The organism is Candidatus Enterococcus courvalinii (genome assembly GCF_017315945.1).
GTDB classification, from domain to species: Bacteria; Bacillota; Bacilli; order Lactobacillales; family Enterococcaceae; genus Enterococcus_B; species Enterococcus_B courvalinii.
This window is the reverse complement of record NZ_JAFLWI010000024.1, coordinates 20,839-36,033: the sequence shown is the minus strand read 5'-3', so window position 1 is coordinate 36,033 and position 15,195 is coordinate 20,839. Positions and strand designations below refer to the sequence as shown.

Here is a 15,195-nt window from a genome sequence, read left to right as displayed (position 1 = left end):
GTATCCTTTTTGTGTATTGTTCATTGAGTGTATCAAATTTTTGCCAACTGATTATGGATCAAACGTAAAATATAATAGCTTTCAACTAAAGGAACCTTTAAGTTCACTCTTTTCTCTAACGGAGCAATTAAACTTTGAAGCATTGTATAAAACGGATCTTGAACCATTTGATCCAACTCTGTTTTTTCGGCAGTCAACGGTTCATTTAATACGATTCGTTCAATCATCCCTGCTGTGTGCATAACCAAATTGATTTTAAAGCCATATTCTTTGTTAGCTAATCCAATACTTTCTGTCACATCTTCAGCAAAATCCCAAATAGGATCAATCAGTTTTCTTCCATTAATAAAAGTAAAGTTATCTGATATGAATTCCACACATGTTTCTTTCGCCGTTTCTTCAGTTAAAGAAACCTCTGGTGCTTCTTCTAAATCTGCTTCAAGTAACAATTGGTCTAAAATCAATTCAATATTTTGATCAATAAAGCGCTCAAGCGGAATAAACGGTGCCGCAATTTTAGGATCAGTGATTCCTGTAGTAGCAATCACTTGATAATCTGCTTGAATACGCGGTAGTTCTTTTTCTAATTCAACGATGGATAAAGCTAAAACCGTCAGTTCTGCTTCTTGTCGTTTACTTACCGCACGCTCAATCAATTCCTTGATTCTTTTTGCCGTACCTTCTCCTGAAGCACAAATAGCTAAAATTGCTTTTCGCTCTTGAACTGGCTTCTCACTAGCTGTCACAGGAGAAACAGCCGCGTACCCACGAAAGTTTTTTAAGGAGTCATAAAGCGTGTCTAGATCTGTTCCTAAAACAGAAACTTTTCGAACAGTTTCTAAAACTAATGATGTTGTCACCATATCTACTGTTCGAATCGGAATTCCTGTCTCTCGCTGAATTTGCGTATTGAACGAAGCCAATGAGCCCATATCAACTAACAGGATAACACCGCTTCCTTCATCAACCTCTTGAACCTTTCGTTCAATTCGGCTAAGAGCCGTTTTAGGATCCATGTCCAACGGCATATCAACTGCTCGAACATTTTCAACATCTAAAAGTTGTTTTACTACTTGAACCATACTACTAGCTGTACTGTTTCCGTGAGCTGCGACCACAACGCCGATGCGGCCAGTTGCTTGATTTGCTCGTAAAGACACTAGCAAGACTGTCAAATAATAATCTTCACTTTCTGGAATACGAACTTGAAAGTATTCTTCAATGTATTTACGGACTTCTTTTGCAACTGCATACTCTTCTGGAAAATCAAACGTCATTTCTCGAATGTTATCATTCGTGTGTCGTTCTTCCCCTAAATTGATTTTTTTCAAAAATGAACTGATATGCAAACTCATCGCATAAATAAAATTCTGTTGAAATTCATAAGGCAAAGAGTTCTTAACCATACTATAAATTTGATGTGTCACTTCAATGACTTTAGGATCAACAAATTCAGCCAATTTATTATCAGCATTGAAAGAAAATCCATGATCTTTATAAAAAGATTTCAAATGAATATTGATATCTGTCGAAATAAAATGGTTGATTGCTTCTTGATCTAAGCCATCAGATTTCAACAAAGCCGCTTTGTCCCCAATAATATCGTATAAGTTATAAGGCAATTCATACGAGTCTGATTGGATTTTCATCATGTCATCGTTTGGTACGATGGTTAATTTTGGTTCTAAAATTTTTGATAGCTCTGCCATTGCTACGCGGTTGCTAGCTAATTGAATTAGCCCGCTTCGAATCCCTTCTGTCAAATCACTAACAGTAATCGAAATTTCAGGTGAGTTCATATGGTTTAGGAATCCACGTGCGCAAATCAATTGAATGTTTGATTTCAATTGTCCAATATTCCCATAAGTAACGCTACCAATCAAGGCTTTAGCAACATCTTCTGTCAGAGAAATTTTTCGTTGGATTCGATTCGCTTCATGAGCAATCATAATCTTTACCAAATCGACTTTTTCATTAGCAGGTCGCTTTTCGAAAGACGGTAGTTGGATGTTGATTGGAATCCGTCTCACAAACGTTTCCAATAAGGAAGAACCTGGGTCTTCTGTCGTTGCACCAACGATGCGGACATTTGCTTCATGTGATTTTGTTGTCTCACCTAGTCGGCTATAAGTTCCGTGATCCATAAAATAAAAGATCATTTCTTGTCCTTCCGGCGGTAAACGATGAATTTCATCTAGAAAGAGCATCCCACCGTCTGCTTGGTCGATAATCCCCATTTTTTCTTCAGCCGCACCCGTAAATGCTCCTTTTGTATAACCAAAAAGATGACTCATCAATAATTCTGGATTATTTGCATAATCGGCACAATTAAACACAATCAATTCTTTTTCTTCATCAATCACATGATTTGCTTTGGCGAAATGAAACATTGCATGTGCAAAATAAGTTTTCCCTGAGCCAGTTGGCCCTGTAATCAAACAATTTAACCCTCTAGGCGGATATAAGATGGCAGCTTTTGCCTGTTCAACAGCATTTTTCATACTGCCATTTTCACCAATAATTTTGGAAAAAATATCTTTTGTATCAATATGAACGATTGGTTCCTCAACTGGTAGAACATCCTCTTTGTAACTAACCACGTGCTTGCTTACAGGTTTTTGATATACGTCTGCCTTTTGATATATGTAACGGACTGGTCTGCCATCGGACTTGACTAATTTTCCTTCACGAACTAACTGGTTTAAATCTTTACTACTATTTGTTCGTTGAATTCCTAATATTTCAGCGATTTCTTGAGTGGTTACTCCTTGATCGGCTTCTGCTTTTGTTAAATGAGCGGTTTTTTCTTTGACATAGAGATAAATTCGGTCAATACGCTTTGTCAATTGATACGCCCCTTCCTGTGTTTCCAAATTTCCTGCTACACTATTTTTCTTACTATTATAGAACAAACATAACTAAAAATAGCTAACTACAAAACATAATACTATGGATTTCTAGAGGATTCGTCAACTATTTACCTCATGCTTTTTCAAAATAAACGAAACATTTGTTAAACAAGCATTTACTTCTACAAACTATTGTTTTTTTTTCATTTAGAAAACTTATTTTAAAAATAACTAAAGCTATCATTTTTATTTTTTAACGTTTTTTATTAAGATTAACTTGTAACACAACAAAAACTTTTGGAGGTTTAGAAAATGAAAAGAAAACTATTCTTTACAGTCGCTTCACTTGTATTATTTAGTACCGCACTTGGAACTTTTTCACCAATCAGTTACGCGAATGAAAATGTGCCACAGCAAGAACAAACAATCAAAGTAAGTAACTATTTCACTGACACACTCGCTCCTTTAAAAGAAAATCAAATTGATTCCCAGCTAGCAGCAAAATCCACTCAAACAATCACGATCAATGATCCAGCTTTTGAAAGCAAACTAAAAGAAATATTTCATTTGACCACAGACGAACCAATCACATCGCAACATATGGAAAGCCTAGTTACCTTAGATATTTCCGGATTGAGCATCAAAGATATTACCGGAATTGAATTCGCACTGAACCTAACAGACTTTCGCTTGAACAATAACTTAGTGACAGATTTAACCCCCATTCAAAATCTCACAAAATTAAGAATCATTGGTGCGACTAACAACGGGATCTCATCCATTGATACTATGAATCATTTGCCAGCACTAGAGCAGTTGGCATTAAGCAATAATCAGTTGACTTCTCTCGATGGTGTAAGCAAGTTTCCAACCATCAAGCAACTTTGGGTCGATAACAACCAACTCTCATCATTGGTTGATCTCTATTACATAAATGATTTACGTATGATTAATTTTAACTTTAACAACATAATCGACCTCGCACCTTTAAAAAAACATACAAAACTTCAAGGAATTTATGGCGCTGAAAATAAAATCCAACGTGTCGACACTCAACTTGACTTTCCTAATTTAGTCGCTTTAGAACTAAGTGAAAATCGACTTAGTTTACCTGGTAATAATTTCCCACAAATTGAAAATCTAAGAAAAATTGCTGAATTTAAAAATCTCCAACAGCTCGGTCTATCAAGTAATGAACTTAATGATATTAGTCCACTCGTTGAATTGCCAAATTTGAAACATCTGACTCTTTCAGGAAATGAGTTGACTAGCTTAGAAGTGTTAGAAGATATTCCTAGTCTTCAAAAAGTTGTCGCTTTCAATCAAACTGTTTCTGGATCAAATACTTGGACCAACCATAAAACACCTTTAAAACTCCGGACAATTCACGGTGAAAGACCAAACGTCACGTTTAATCAACCAGGAACTTATGATGGGACAAATGTTTCCTGGCTAGAAGCTGGAACAAATAACCTTTCTTGGTCTTTCAGCAATGCTAATTCAAGTGAGCAATTTTCTGGTATATATATTCAGTATGCGGCACCAGATTGGAATAATCCAACCACACCAAGAAACCTTAAGGTACAAAAATATGAACACTTTGGTACGATACTCAGTTGGGATGCTTCGACAGATGACTCTGGTATTCGTCACTATGAATATTATCGAGATGATCGATTAATAACGACTACGACTGACACTTCTTATTGTGATTATCAAATCAACGGTCCTGGTCAATGGAAAATCAAAGTTCGTGCAGTAGATTTCACAGGTAAAATTTCTGATTACTCGGAAGAACTTTTCTTTTCACGTTGGTTCTAAAAAATAATAAAACGAGTGTGATTACCCTCACACTCGTTTTATTATTTTAGCATTTACTTTTCAAAAAAATTACTTACTCATTCGTCTACCAACCTGCAAAGTAACCAATGACCACTTGCATCAACCGTCCAAACCAAACACTTACCAACAGGCAGGCAACCAGTCCAAATAAAACTTCCGCTACAAACAATAATACTTGCAGCAATGGATGCCCATTCAGGTTCACTGATCTTCCCTTCATCAAAAGCCCCTCTTTTGTCCTGTGACTTATTCACTCCCCCAACTTTCCTTCACGATACAATGTATCTTAATCATTTACCATAGACAAAATTTGCAAACTGTTTGGTTCCGCTTTCTTTCCCTTATTTTTTTCTTCTTGGCTCTGGCAACTTCTTTGAAAAATCCGTGCGCCCTAACAAAAAATCTAAATTCGTCTCAAAAAAATCAGCAAGTTCAATCAAAATATATAGTGGAACTTCTCGCTCACCTCGCTCATATTTTGAATAGACAGAATAATCACAGTGAAGATGTTCAGCTAATTTTCGAATCGTTAGCTGATGCTGCTTACGTAAATAATATAATTTCTTCATAATGAAATCCTTTTTGTTAATTATATAATGCGCTTTTCTCAATCGGTCAATTGTGGACAAAAAGACCACTTTTTTCAGTCAGCTAGAAAACAAAACTATTTGAAGTAGTTGGTCGAAACTCCCCTTCTTTCTCATTCTTTTAACAACTGCTAAGTTCGCTATTCCTCCTTTTATTGCGAAAGAAAAATGAACATGCTATTCTTAAATTGATACTAATACACCACTATTTTCGGAAGGTGATCGAATGATTCCCAAGTATGAACAAATCAAACAAGACTTACTAGCTGAAATCAAAACAAATAAATTTGTTCCTGGAGATAAATTTTATTCAGAAGCTGCGATTAAGAAAAGATATGCTGTCAGCTCAATCACAGCGGTTAAAGCGCTTAATGAATTAACGAATGCTGGATACCTCTACCGAATTCAAGGAAAAGGAACCTTCATTTCAAGATCAAAAATAGCTGAGACCGTTAAATTCTCAGATATCGAACGTAATTCATTCGATAAAGAACATGTCACTGTTTTATCCATCGAAGAAAAAAATGATGCTAAGATTCTGCACGAATTGAAATTATCTAGCGAAGAAACCTACTATAAAATTAAACGAGTTCGTTATTTCGACGAGACACCTTTCTTGGTTCATCTTACTCATTTACCAAAAAAACTGATGAAACAACCACTTACAGATGACTTATCAGCCTACGCAAGTGTCTACGAACGAATCCGCTTAGATTTCGGCATTGATCTTTTTTCTCTAGGGTCTGTTGAAACAAATGAAATTGTGTTTCCCGATGATTCTGAATTACTTCGTTTGTTAAATCTAAGTTTTAGAGAACCCGCCGTTAAACAAGTCAAACACACTTATTTGCCAGATAAAAGTGTTGCGGAGTACATCATTAGTTACAAGCATTGGAAATATTTCAAAACAAAAATAGAAGTAGAAGCTAAATAATTGATTGATATTTCTTATATTCTTTTTCTTAAAAAGTTGCTCAACCAATGTGTAATCAAAAATTATATACACTCACCTAAAAACAAAAAAGCTCCATCCCTCGCCAAGCAAGGGATGGAGCTAACTGTTTATTAAGCTTCTTGAGCTACTGGATAAACAGACACTTGTTTTTTGTCGCGGCCTTTACGTTCGAAACGTACTACGCCATCAACTTTAGCAAATAAAGTGTCGTCTCCACCAATACCCACGTTTACACCTGGATAGATTTTTGTACCGCGTTGACGGTAAAGAATTGATCCACCTGTAACAGTTTGTCCATCAGCACGTTTAGCACCTAAACGTTTTGATTCTGAGTCACGGCCGTTAGATGTAGAACCGCCACCTTTTTTGTGGGCAAATAATTGAAGATTCATAGATAATAACATGGTCTGCACCTCCTATTTATCAGTAATTGTTTTAATTTGGATATATTCTGAATTCTCAGCTTCTATGGATTGTAAACCTAGCAAAAGATTTTCCAATAGAATTTCGGCAATATTCGTTTGTTCCTGTGTCATGATTGAGCTAACTTCGGTATAAAGATACCCGCCATCTTCTTCATTCACGTCAACAATCGGATCAAAACCAGCTAATGAAGCAATCCCGTTGACTGTGCTGATTGCTAATGCAGAAACACCTGCACATACAATATCACTTCCATAAGGACCTGCATCAGCATGCCCTGTCAAAGTAAATGAAACGATTTGACCAGCGTCATTTCGCTTAAATGTTCCTTTGATCATCATTCAGGCCTTCTTTCTCAAACACTAATTAAGCGTTGATTGCGTCGATAACCACTTTTGTGTATGGTTGACGGTGACCTTGTTTGCGGTGTGAATGTTTTTTAGGTTTGTATTTGAAAGTAACGACTTTCTTTTGTTTGCCGTGTTTTTCAACAGTTCCTTCAACAGTTGCACCATTGATTGTTGGAGCACCTACTTTTGTAGATTCGCCACCTACTAAGATAACTTCGTCAAAGACAACTTTTTCACCTGCTTCAACGTCAAGTTTTTCAACGTAAATTGCTTGACCAACTTCAACTTTTACTTGTTTACCACCAGTTTTAATAATTGCGTACATGCTATAAAGCACCTCCTTATTTTATACTTAGACTCGCCATCCTAAGTGACAGCTAAGCTGTGCTTACTACTTACTCTGTGCGGTTGTAGCTGTGGAGTCCACAATTACAACGTTACTAGCTTAACAAAATAAATACGATTCGTCAACTATAAATTCTGTTCACACTCACCTATATTAGTCGCAATTTTCAGGCACTCACTTTATACTAAAAAGAAGAAAATGAAAAACGAAAGTAGATGAATCCATGAACTATCCTACTGAATTAATCAAAGAAGCAAAACAACGAATGAATAACCGCCCTGTTGAAGGTTTCGTCGCAGGACAGGGTTCTCTTGAACCAAAAATAATGTTTGTTGGTGAAGCCCCCGGAAAAAACGAAGTTGAGAATCATATCCCCTTTAGCGGACAAGCTGGAAAAGAGTTGATGACTTGTCTGGAAAAATTAAGTTTAACTAGAGCAGATGTTTATATTACTAGTGCCGTTCGTAGCCGTCCTTATAGTACCGTTGAACGAGTGAATAAGCGTACCAAGAAAGAAGAAGTCGTTCATCCAAATCGAACGCCTACTAAAGCTGAAGTTTTTGCTCACGCACCAATTCTGGATTATGAAATTGCAACAATCAAACCTGAATTGATTGCTACTTTAGGGAATATTGGTCTTCAACGTTTGCTCGGAAAAGACTACACTGTTTCAAAAAATCATGGGCAATTATACGTGGGGCCTATTTTAGAGTTGAACAAGCAAAAAACACATTACGAATGGTCAAAAGACACTTATCGTCTTCTTCCCTTATTCCATCCCGCTGCTATTTTTTACAATCGTTCTTTAACTCCACTTATTGAGCATGATTGGGAAACATTAGAGGCACTCATCCATGATACAAAAAAAGGAAACTCTGAATAATTGCAGGTTTCCTTTTTTATTTTAAGTTGAGGTTTACTTTTCTTTTATTGATTCATTTCGTAGCGTGCATGCAATGCAGATAATGCGTGCGCTACAGTTTGATGTTGTTCCGTGCCGTCTCCTTGCCACAAATGCTTCATATAATTTTCTACTTCTGGCTGTAGTGAAGTATAGATGACTAGTTGGCCTCTCTTGTCAGCATTTGCTTGAAATTCGTCAAAGACAGACAGCGCAGTCAAATCGATACTCGGAACACCGCGCATTGAAAAAATAATACCATCTTGGTCACTCAACTCAGTTAATTTTGATTTTAATTTCTCTGACGACATGAAAAATAATGGGCCACTGATGTAAACAACTGTCCAATCTTTTAATTTTTCAGTTTCAGGTAAATCCATTCGTTTCCAATCGATGGTTTCAAGTGAAATCGTAATCGCCGCACTTTTCATGACAAAGAAAATGCACCCACCGATAATTCCAATGACAATCGCAATACTTAAATCAAAAATAACCGTACAAATCATTGTTAGAATAAATAGAAGAATAGACGTCCAATATTTTTTTGAAAACAATTCATGGATTGTCTCCCATTCATTCATCCGCCAAGCAGTGACAATCAAAACACCTGCCAATGCAGGCATTGGAATTTGTGACATCACTGGTGCAAAAACAAGCATAGATAAGAATAGAACACCCGCATGAATAATTCCAGCTAAACGTGTTTGAGCACCTGATTTAATTGCCACACTTGTTCGTGCGATTGCCGCTGTCGCAGGAATTCCACCAAAGAAAGGTAATAATAAATTACCGATTCCTTGCGCTACTAATTCTTGATTGCTATCTAATGGTTTGTTAGCCATTCTGCCAGCGGATGCTCCGCATAATAAGCTCTCTACCATTCCTAAAAGCGCGATACTTACTGCTGGAACTGCTACTTGTTGGAGATCTGTCATCTGGAAATCGCTTAGAACTAAACGATTACTACTAATTATTGTTTGTGGAATCTTACCTACTGTTGCCACAGGCAAATGAAAAATCAACATAGCGCCCGTCGCCAGAATAATTGCTAAAAGCGAGCTTGGCATTTTTTGTGCCCAGCTTTTCGGATAAAAAGTCATCCCTAGGATCACTAAGCTTCCCATGAACAAGGCACTCCAGTTAACCGTAAAGCCTAACGTTTGATAACTACTTAATTTTTCAATCACATTCGCTCCTTGTGAATGAACACCAAATAAATTATCCACTTGTCCCAATGCAATAATGATCGCGATTCCTGACGTAAAGCCTGTAATTACCGGTGCTGGAATAAAAGAGGTCAATGTTCCTAATCGAAAAATCCCAGCAATCAACAAGAAAATCCCAGCTAAGAAAGTCGCTAGTAACACCCCATGTATTCCTTGCGTCGCTACAATGGACATTAGTATTGCTGCCATTGCTCCAGTTGGTCCAGAAATTTGATAAAAACCACCTGACAATCCACCAATGATGACACCTGCCAAAATCGCAGTAATCAGACCCGCCGCAGCATCAGCACCACTCGAAACTCCAAACGCTAACGCAAGAGGCAACGCAACTGCTGCAACTGTTACACCTGCCAACAAATCTTTTTGAAACTTTGCTAAATCGTACCCTAAAAATTCTTTTTTTAACAACAAACGATAATTTTTGAACAACCTACAAACTCCTTTTCATGAAAATTTCTTAAAGACACAATCATTAGAATAGCATAAGTTTAGTCTAAAAGTAAGAACATTCACAAAGTCCTTACTCATTCGCCAACTTTTCTATCCCTATAACTAAAAAATTGTGAGAGAACAAATTAGAACAAAATAGAACAAAAGATCGACCAACAAACTTCTTGTTGATCGACCTCCTTTCGCTTTCAATTCTTTTTTACTCAATTGTTTGCTTTTTACCGTGAAAAAATCAGCTAGTCAATAATTCACTAATTTTATTTAAGGTTTTTCGATTACGGACAGTGAAAGAGTCATCGAGTTTTGCCAATTTAGTTCCTAATTTAGAATTCCGAATACTCTGCGCACTCAAAAAATAAATTTCTCTTTTTCCAACAAAAACCTTGTCTTCCTCTATAAACTCCTCAGCCAGTTTTTCTACAGCAGATACATCGACCTCGTTATTGCTAAGATAAAAATACACGTGCTCGGCCGCTGGCAACCGATCATTCACTGTCTGGATTTCAGCTGCTGTAAATGGAAAGTCAGCTAAAATAGTCGCTAATTCCTCAGCTGTCCGTAAAACAAGTTTGCTTTCAAAACCAAATCGTTCAGTAAAAGCTTGGGCAAGTTCAACCATAATCATTGATTCTTGTTTATTTGACTCAAAAATTACATTTCCACTTTGGATATACGTTTTGACATTTTGATAGCCTAAGCAACTAAATAATTCTCTTAAATCGATCATCTTGATCCGATTTTTGCTCCCAACGTTGATTCCCCGAAAAAATGCGATGTAGTTCATTTAATTACTCCTTCTTACTCTTACTCGTTCTCCTTCTGTTTAACTAAATGAAGGATAGGATAATTTTTCCCAAAACCATCTGTTTCATCTTCTGAATCAATTACAAAGCCATGTTTCAAATAAAATGCTTTGGCGTTTTTATTTTGCGCATTTACATCTATTTTTTGAATGTTTTTATTTTCTAGTAACCAAATCAACATTTTACTGCCAAATTTCTTTCCAATAAATTCTGGGACGAGAAACAGCATCGCTAACTCTTCATCCTGTGTACCGCTGAATCCTATCAACTGTTTATCCTCGTACCACAGCAGTAGTTCCACAACATCTAAGTAGTCTGGAATAGCTGCTTTATAAAATTCAAGATCTTTTTGTGATAAAAAATCATGTGTTTCTTTAACTGATTTTTCCCAAACTTCTAGCACTTTAGTGTAATCATCTGGTACAGCTTTTTTATACTCCAACATATTTTTCTCCTTATTTAATAATAATTTTTTGGTATTCTGAATAGATTATTTCTGTATCTATTTTCTCAAAGACATCTAGTTATTTGTTCATGATACGAATTATGTTTCGATAAATTCTTATCTATTTTGAAGTGTCAAATACACGCATTTAAAAGATCTAGCTAACCTAACTTTAACTGAGTAAAAACTTTTTTGCCAAAAGTTTGGCACAAAAATAAAGAAAAACCGTTAGAAACAAACGTTTCTAACGGTTTTTCTACGTCACAGGAGGGATTCGAACCCCCGACCGTCCGCTTAGAAGGCGGATGCTCTATCCAGCTGAGCTACTATGACCTCACATGTTCATCACATGAATTAGCGCAACAAGGTAATTATAGAGAAACAAAAAGATTCTGTCAACAAGAATTAAGTTATTTAATTACAAAAATTTTTTTGAAAAATAAACGAAATCATAAAATACAAGTTAAGGTCTTTTTTCTACAGATCTTTTTATGAAGGATCAGATTGGAGGATTAGCTAAACGATTTTCATAAAAAAGGCTGGGAGCTCAACTACCCAGCCAAGTAATTATTTTTATTTTAACACCAGCAATTTCTTAGCTTTTACCACTTATTCACCTTTGGCTAAGAAAATATCATCGGCTTCTTTAGTAATCAGAATCACACCATCACCCAATGGCAAGATGCTCGATGTTAGTTCAGGATGATTCATGACGACTTTTAGAAACTCATTTAATTTGCGATGAATTGCCCGTTTTCCTCTTGGAATTTCTTCATCTGGTAATAAGATTGTACCACCTTGAAAAATATCATCTACCATCAGAACGCCACCTTTTCTTAATAGACGTAAACATTCTGGAAGAAATTCGATATATTTTGACTTCGCACTATCCATAAAAATAAAATCGTATGGACCCGTTAATGTTGGTAGAATTTCAGCCGCTTGTCCTTCAAGCAACGTTACTTTATCCGTTAAACCAAGACGTTCATAATTTTTTTTTGCTTTTTCAATCATCACATCAAAACGATCAATCGTCGTGACGTGACCTGATTCACTAATAGAAGTTGCCATCAAACTAGACGAGAAGCCAATGGCAGCACCAATTTCCAATATATTTTCTGGTTTCATTTGACCAAGGAAAAATTTCAAAAAGAGTGCCGTTTCATGAGGAATGACAGGAACCCCTGCCTCATGCGCCTCTTCTTCAAGCAGTCCTAGCTCACCAGGTAATTTTTTTTGTTGTGTTCGCATAAAATCCAGTAATTCTTCCTTGATAACTGGACGATGCATCATTTCATTGCGCATACTTCTCCTCCTCTTTCCAACATTATACTTAGAACAAATTTATTGTACAAGTTCCTAAAAGTTTTTCTTGGCAAAAAAAGTTCGACAGAAATTCTGTCGAACTAAGTACTCTATCAAATGATTCTACAATTTTTCTTTTTCCGAAATTCATCTATCGTGTTCCATGTCGTAGCAGCAGTTAGACAAATTGCCACACTCCAAAATAAAAAATTCATTTTTGAGAAACTGTCTTTAGACAATAATGCACCTATATAAGGAATTTGAAAAACTGGTTTTCCAATCACACTTCGTGGCTTTATCCTGCCTGATTCGACTTGTGTTTGTGTATCTGCTTTTGTATAAAAATATTCTTGGTTATCACCTACCGCAATCACACGCCGAGTCTTCACTCGCTCACCAGAATTTTCATAATAAGTGATCACATCACCGACTAAAATATCTTCCGCATTTTGTGGTCGCACATAGACGACGCTTCCATTTGAATACAACGGAGCCATATCTTTATCATCAATGATTTGTGGCGTCAAACCAAGTAAATGTGGCAACAAAACAACGCACAAGATAATGGCTAAGAATAAAATCAATATGATTGAGCCAACAAGAGTTATTTTTTTGTTAAAAGGCACCGTTTTCCACCCCATTTTTCTAATTTACTTAAGCAACAATATAATAACACAAAATTTCATCTATTTTTCTTTTTTATTAGAAAAATGATATTTAAAACTTGAAATTCTCCTTATATTCTTAATTAAATGTCTATTTAAGTGTTATAAAGGCATTGACTACAAATAAAAAAAAGTTTAACCTAAATGTACTCCAATCAGAAAGGACTGCTACATATGATTCCTTTAAATAACACATATAATAAAAAAGATTTTTTTTCAACAAAAATGAAATGGCTTTCCATAATAATATTATCCTTGTTATTTTTATTTGGCATTAGCTATTTCTTCTATTTTATCCTTTCACCAGCAGATGGTGATGAAACAAAAGAAATCCAACAAGCTTGGGATTTTTATTCAAAAGATGACCCTGAGACTCGCTACAATAGTGATTATTTGGAAAAAGTCCCACAAGTCTCTAAAAATGAAACGTTCGTGATGGAGACTACCTTAACAAAAAAACTCGACCAAGCGAATATTTTGTTAAAAGGAAATCATCAATGGATCAAAGTTCAATTAGATCAACAAGTTCTTTATGAACGAACGGGCGACACAACTATCAAAAATCCTGGTTTATCATTAGCGGTCATTGATTTGCCCGATAATTATGCTGGAAAGAAATTATCCATTGAAGTTACCTCTCCTTACGTAAATTTTGCAGGAATCCCACCAAAGGTTTATATTGGTACAGCCTCTTCAATGGTCACGTTTATTTTCTCCAAATCAGTCCCACAATTTTTGACTATGATTATTGCAATTTTATTAGCCGTTGGAACATTGATTATGACGATTTATATCATGTACAAGCAGCAGCGACTGGATCTTTCTTTGATCTTTTTAAGTTGCTTTGCATTAATTGTTGGCTTTAGCGCAATGTCTGAAGATATTTTGAGTGGGTTATTATTTGATCCAATCGTTCACTCTACTCTTTCGCATCTTTTTACCGTTTTAAGTGCATTACTCCTGATTTCCTATTATACGTTGCGCATGGAACGTTATCGACGACTGTTTGGCATTTGGTGCCTTCTTCAGGTTTTCTTTTCTTTCTTGCCAATTTTATATGCTCTCTTCACACCAGAAGAGCTTCCTGAGATGATGCAATTGATCAGTATCATTCGAGTTTTCAGCACATTGGTGACCTCACTTGCCTGTATTGGTGAAGCATATCATGGAAATCGCTTCTTCGTTTCCTGTACGCCTTGGATCATTCTGATTGCGATTAGTCACTGTTACTTATTTATTCAAAGTACCTTGGGAAATTATGTCAGCACACTCAACTGGTCAACAATTCTTTACATGATTATTTTATTAGTAATTGTGATTGACAATATTTCAGAACATATTCGTGCCGTAGATCAAAATATTCGAGAAGCGAATTTTTTGAAAACCAAAACAGATCTTCTTGAAGCACACTATGAATCTTTACGCACACATATGAAAGAAATCAGTACCCTTCGTTTAGACTTTTTAGATCGAATGACAACAATTCAAGCAATGCTACAAACCAATCAGCCAGAACAAGCAGAAAACTATCTGAATGAACTGCTTGATGAAGCACAAAAGTTTGAGATCATGACTTCTTTATCTGGTCATTCATTGACAAATTTGATTTTGGCACGTTACCAAGAAATCGCAAGCAAACAAAGTATTGAGATCCACTTTAATGCCGAGCTTCCTGGAGAGCTATTTGTTCACGATGACGATTTGACCCAGTTACTGATTCATATCTTGGAGCATTCTTTCAGAGAATCGCACGCAATCGAAAATCCATTACAACGAAAGATTTTCCTTTCGATGCGTGTCAATGATGATGATTTAATTATTCATTGTGAACACAACGCACATTACGATACAAATATTTTTGATCGTGGAATAACAACTGAATTAGAAAGTCAAGAACGCTTTGATTTAATGATGATAAAACTTGTCACTGATAAGTATTCTGGTAAATTGACTCAAGAAAAAGATGAAATTTTTGATCGAGTGACGATTCAACTTTCTCGTATTTAAAAAATACTAAAAAAGCTTCCGGAAAATGTTTCCGGAAGCTT

Annotated in this window: 15 protein-coding genes, 1 tRNA gene and 1 other annotated feature; of the genes, 4 read left to right on the top strand and 12 right to left on the bottom strand. The window is 36.0% G+C overall.

The features are described 5' to 3' along the window. Positions 1-32: 32 nt before the first annotated feature. Positions 33-2,846 (bottom strand): sigma-54-dependent transcriptional regulator, encoded by a 2,814-nt coding sequence (locus JZO71_RS12050; RefSeq protein WP_206899981.1) that lies wholly within the window; start codon positions 2,844-2,846, stop codon positions 33-35. Between the two features lie 315 nt (positions 2,847-3,161). Here JZO71_RS12050 and JZO71_RS12045 point away from each other — a divergent pair, with 315 nt between their 5' ends. Beyond that, positions 3,162-4,670: a leucine-rich repeat domain-containing protein gene (locus JZO71_RS12045; protein WP_206899979.1), complete on the top strand. Its 1,509-nt coding sequence runs from the start codon at positions 3,162-3,164 to the stop codon at positions 4,668-4,670. An 85-nt stretch (positions 4,671-4,755) separates the two neighbouring features. On the opposite strand, the gene JZO71_RS12040 is transcribed toward JZO71_RS12045, so the two are convergent. Continuing rightward, on the bottom strand, positions 4,756-4,911 hold the full coding sequence (locus JZO71_RS12040; protein WP_206899977.1) for a hypothetical protein: 156 nt from the start codon (positions 4,909-4,911) through the stop codon (positions 4,756-4,758). Positions 4,912-5,032: 121 nt separating this feature from the next. Then, on the bottom strand, positions 5,033-5,260 hold the full coding sequence (locus JZO71_RS12035) for a helix-turn-helix domain-containing protein (protein WP_206899975.1): 228 nt from the start codon (positions 5,258-5,260) through the stop codon (positions 5,033-5,035). A gap of 244 nt (positions 5,261-5,504) precedes the next feature. On the opposite strand from JZO71_RS12035, the gene JZO71_RS12030 reads away from it, so the two are divergent. Further along, positions 5,505-6,212, top strand: a complete 708-nt coding sequence (locus JZO71_RS12030; RefSeq protein WP_206899973.1) for a GntR family transcriptional regulator — start codon at positions 5,505-5,507, stop codon at positions 6,210-6,212. Between the two features lie 131 nt (positions 6,213-6,343). On the opposite strand, the gene rpmA is transcribed toward JZO71_RS12030, so the two are convergent. The 3 genes from rpmA to rplU are packed head-to-tail and all read right to left on the bottom strand — an operon-like array spanning position 6,344 to position 7,331. After that, positions 6,344-6,637 carry a 50S ribosomal protein L27 gene (gene rpmA, locus JZO71_RS12025; RefSeq protein ID WP_010751514.1) on the bottom strand — a complete coding sequence of 98 codons (294 nt, stop codon included), beginning with the start codon at positions 6,635-6,637 and terminating at the stop codon, positions 6,344-6,346. Positions 6,638-6,649: 12 nt separating this feature from the next. After that, positions 6,650-6,994 carry a ribosomal-processing cysteine protease Prp gene (locus JZO71_RS12020; RefSeq protein ID WP_067480472.1) on the bottom strand — a complete coding sequence of 115 codons (345 nt, stop codon included), beginning with the start codon at positions 6,992-6,994 and terminating at the stop codon, positions 6,650-6,652. Between the two features lie 28 nt (positions 6,995-7,022). Then, the gene (rplU, locus tag JZO71_RS12015) at positions 7,023-7,331 is read right to left on the bottom strand and encodes a 50S ribosomal protein L21 (RefSeq protein WP_206899971.1); all 309 of its coding nucleotides are present in this window, start codon (positions 7,329-7,331) and stop codon (positions 7,023-7,025) included. A 19-nt stretch (positions 7,332-7,350) separates the two neighbouring features. Continuing rightward, positions 7,351-7,426 (bottom strand) — a sequence feature (ribosomal protein L21 leader region). Positions 7,427-7,575: 149 nt separating this feature from the next. Here rplU and JZO71_RS12010 point away from each other — a divergent pair. Further along, a complete protein-coding gene (locus tag JZO71_RS12010) occupies positions 7,576-8,235 on the top strand; it encodes a uracil-DNA glycosylase (protein ID WP_206899969.1) in 660 nt (219 codons plus the stop codon). 44 nt (positions 8,236-8,279) lie between these two features. Here the strand turns inward: JZO71_RS12010 and JZO71_RS12005 are convergent, their stop codons facing one another. The 6 genes from JZO71_RS12005 to JZO71_RS11980 form a co-directional block, all read right to left on the bottom strand. After that, positions 8,280-9,908: a SulP family inorganic anion transporter gene (locus JZO71_RS12005; RefSeq protein WP_206899967.1), complete on the bottom strand. Its 1,629-nt coding sequence runs from the start codon at positions 9,906-9,908 to the stop codon at positions 8,280-8,282. A 253-nt stretch (positions 9,909-10,161) separates the two neighbouring features. Then, positions 10,162-10,713 (bottom strand): DUF1697 domain-containing protein, encoded by a 552-nt coding sequence (locus tag JZO71_RS12000; RefSeq protein WP_206899964.1) that lies wholly within the window; start codon positions 10,711-10,713, stop codon positions 10,162-10,164. A 20-nt stretch (positions 10,714-10,733) separates the two neighbouring features. Then, entirely contained in the window at positions 10,734-11,177 is a 444-nt protein-coding gene (locus tag JZO71_RS11995) for a GNAT family N-acetyltransferase (RefSeq protein WP_206899963.1), read from the bottom strand. Positions 11,178-11,436: 259 nt separating this feature from the next. Next, a tRNA-Arg gene (locus JZO71_RS11990) sits at positions 11,437-11,510 on the bottom strand. A gap of 276 nt (positions 11,511-11,786) precedes the next feature. Continuing rightward, a complete protein-coding gene (locus tag JZO71_RS11985; protein ID WP_206899961.1) occupies positions 11,787-12,482 on the bottom strand; it encodes an O-methyltransferase in 696 nt (231 codons plus the stop codon). Positions 12,483-12,595: 113 nt separating this feature from the next. After that, on the bottom strand, positions 12,596-13,108 hold the full coding sequence (locus JZO71_RS11980) for a signal peptidase I (RefSeq protein WP_347401348.1): 513 nt from the start codon (positions 13,106-13,108) through the stop codon (positions 12,596-12,598). A 213-nt stretch (positions 13,109-13,321) separates the two neighbouring features. Here JZO71_RS11980 and JZO71_RS11975 point away from each other — a divergent pair, with 213 nt between their 5' ends. Further along, the gene (locus tag JZO71_RS11975) at positions 13,322-15,154 is read left to right on the top strand and encodes an ATP-binding protein (RefSeq protein WP_206899957.1); all 1,833 of its coding nucleotides are present in this window, start codon (positions 13,322-13,324) and stop codon (positions 15,152-15,154) included. Positions 15,155-15,195 lie beyond the last annotated feature (41 nt).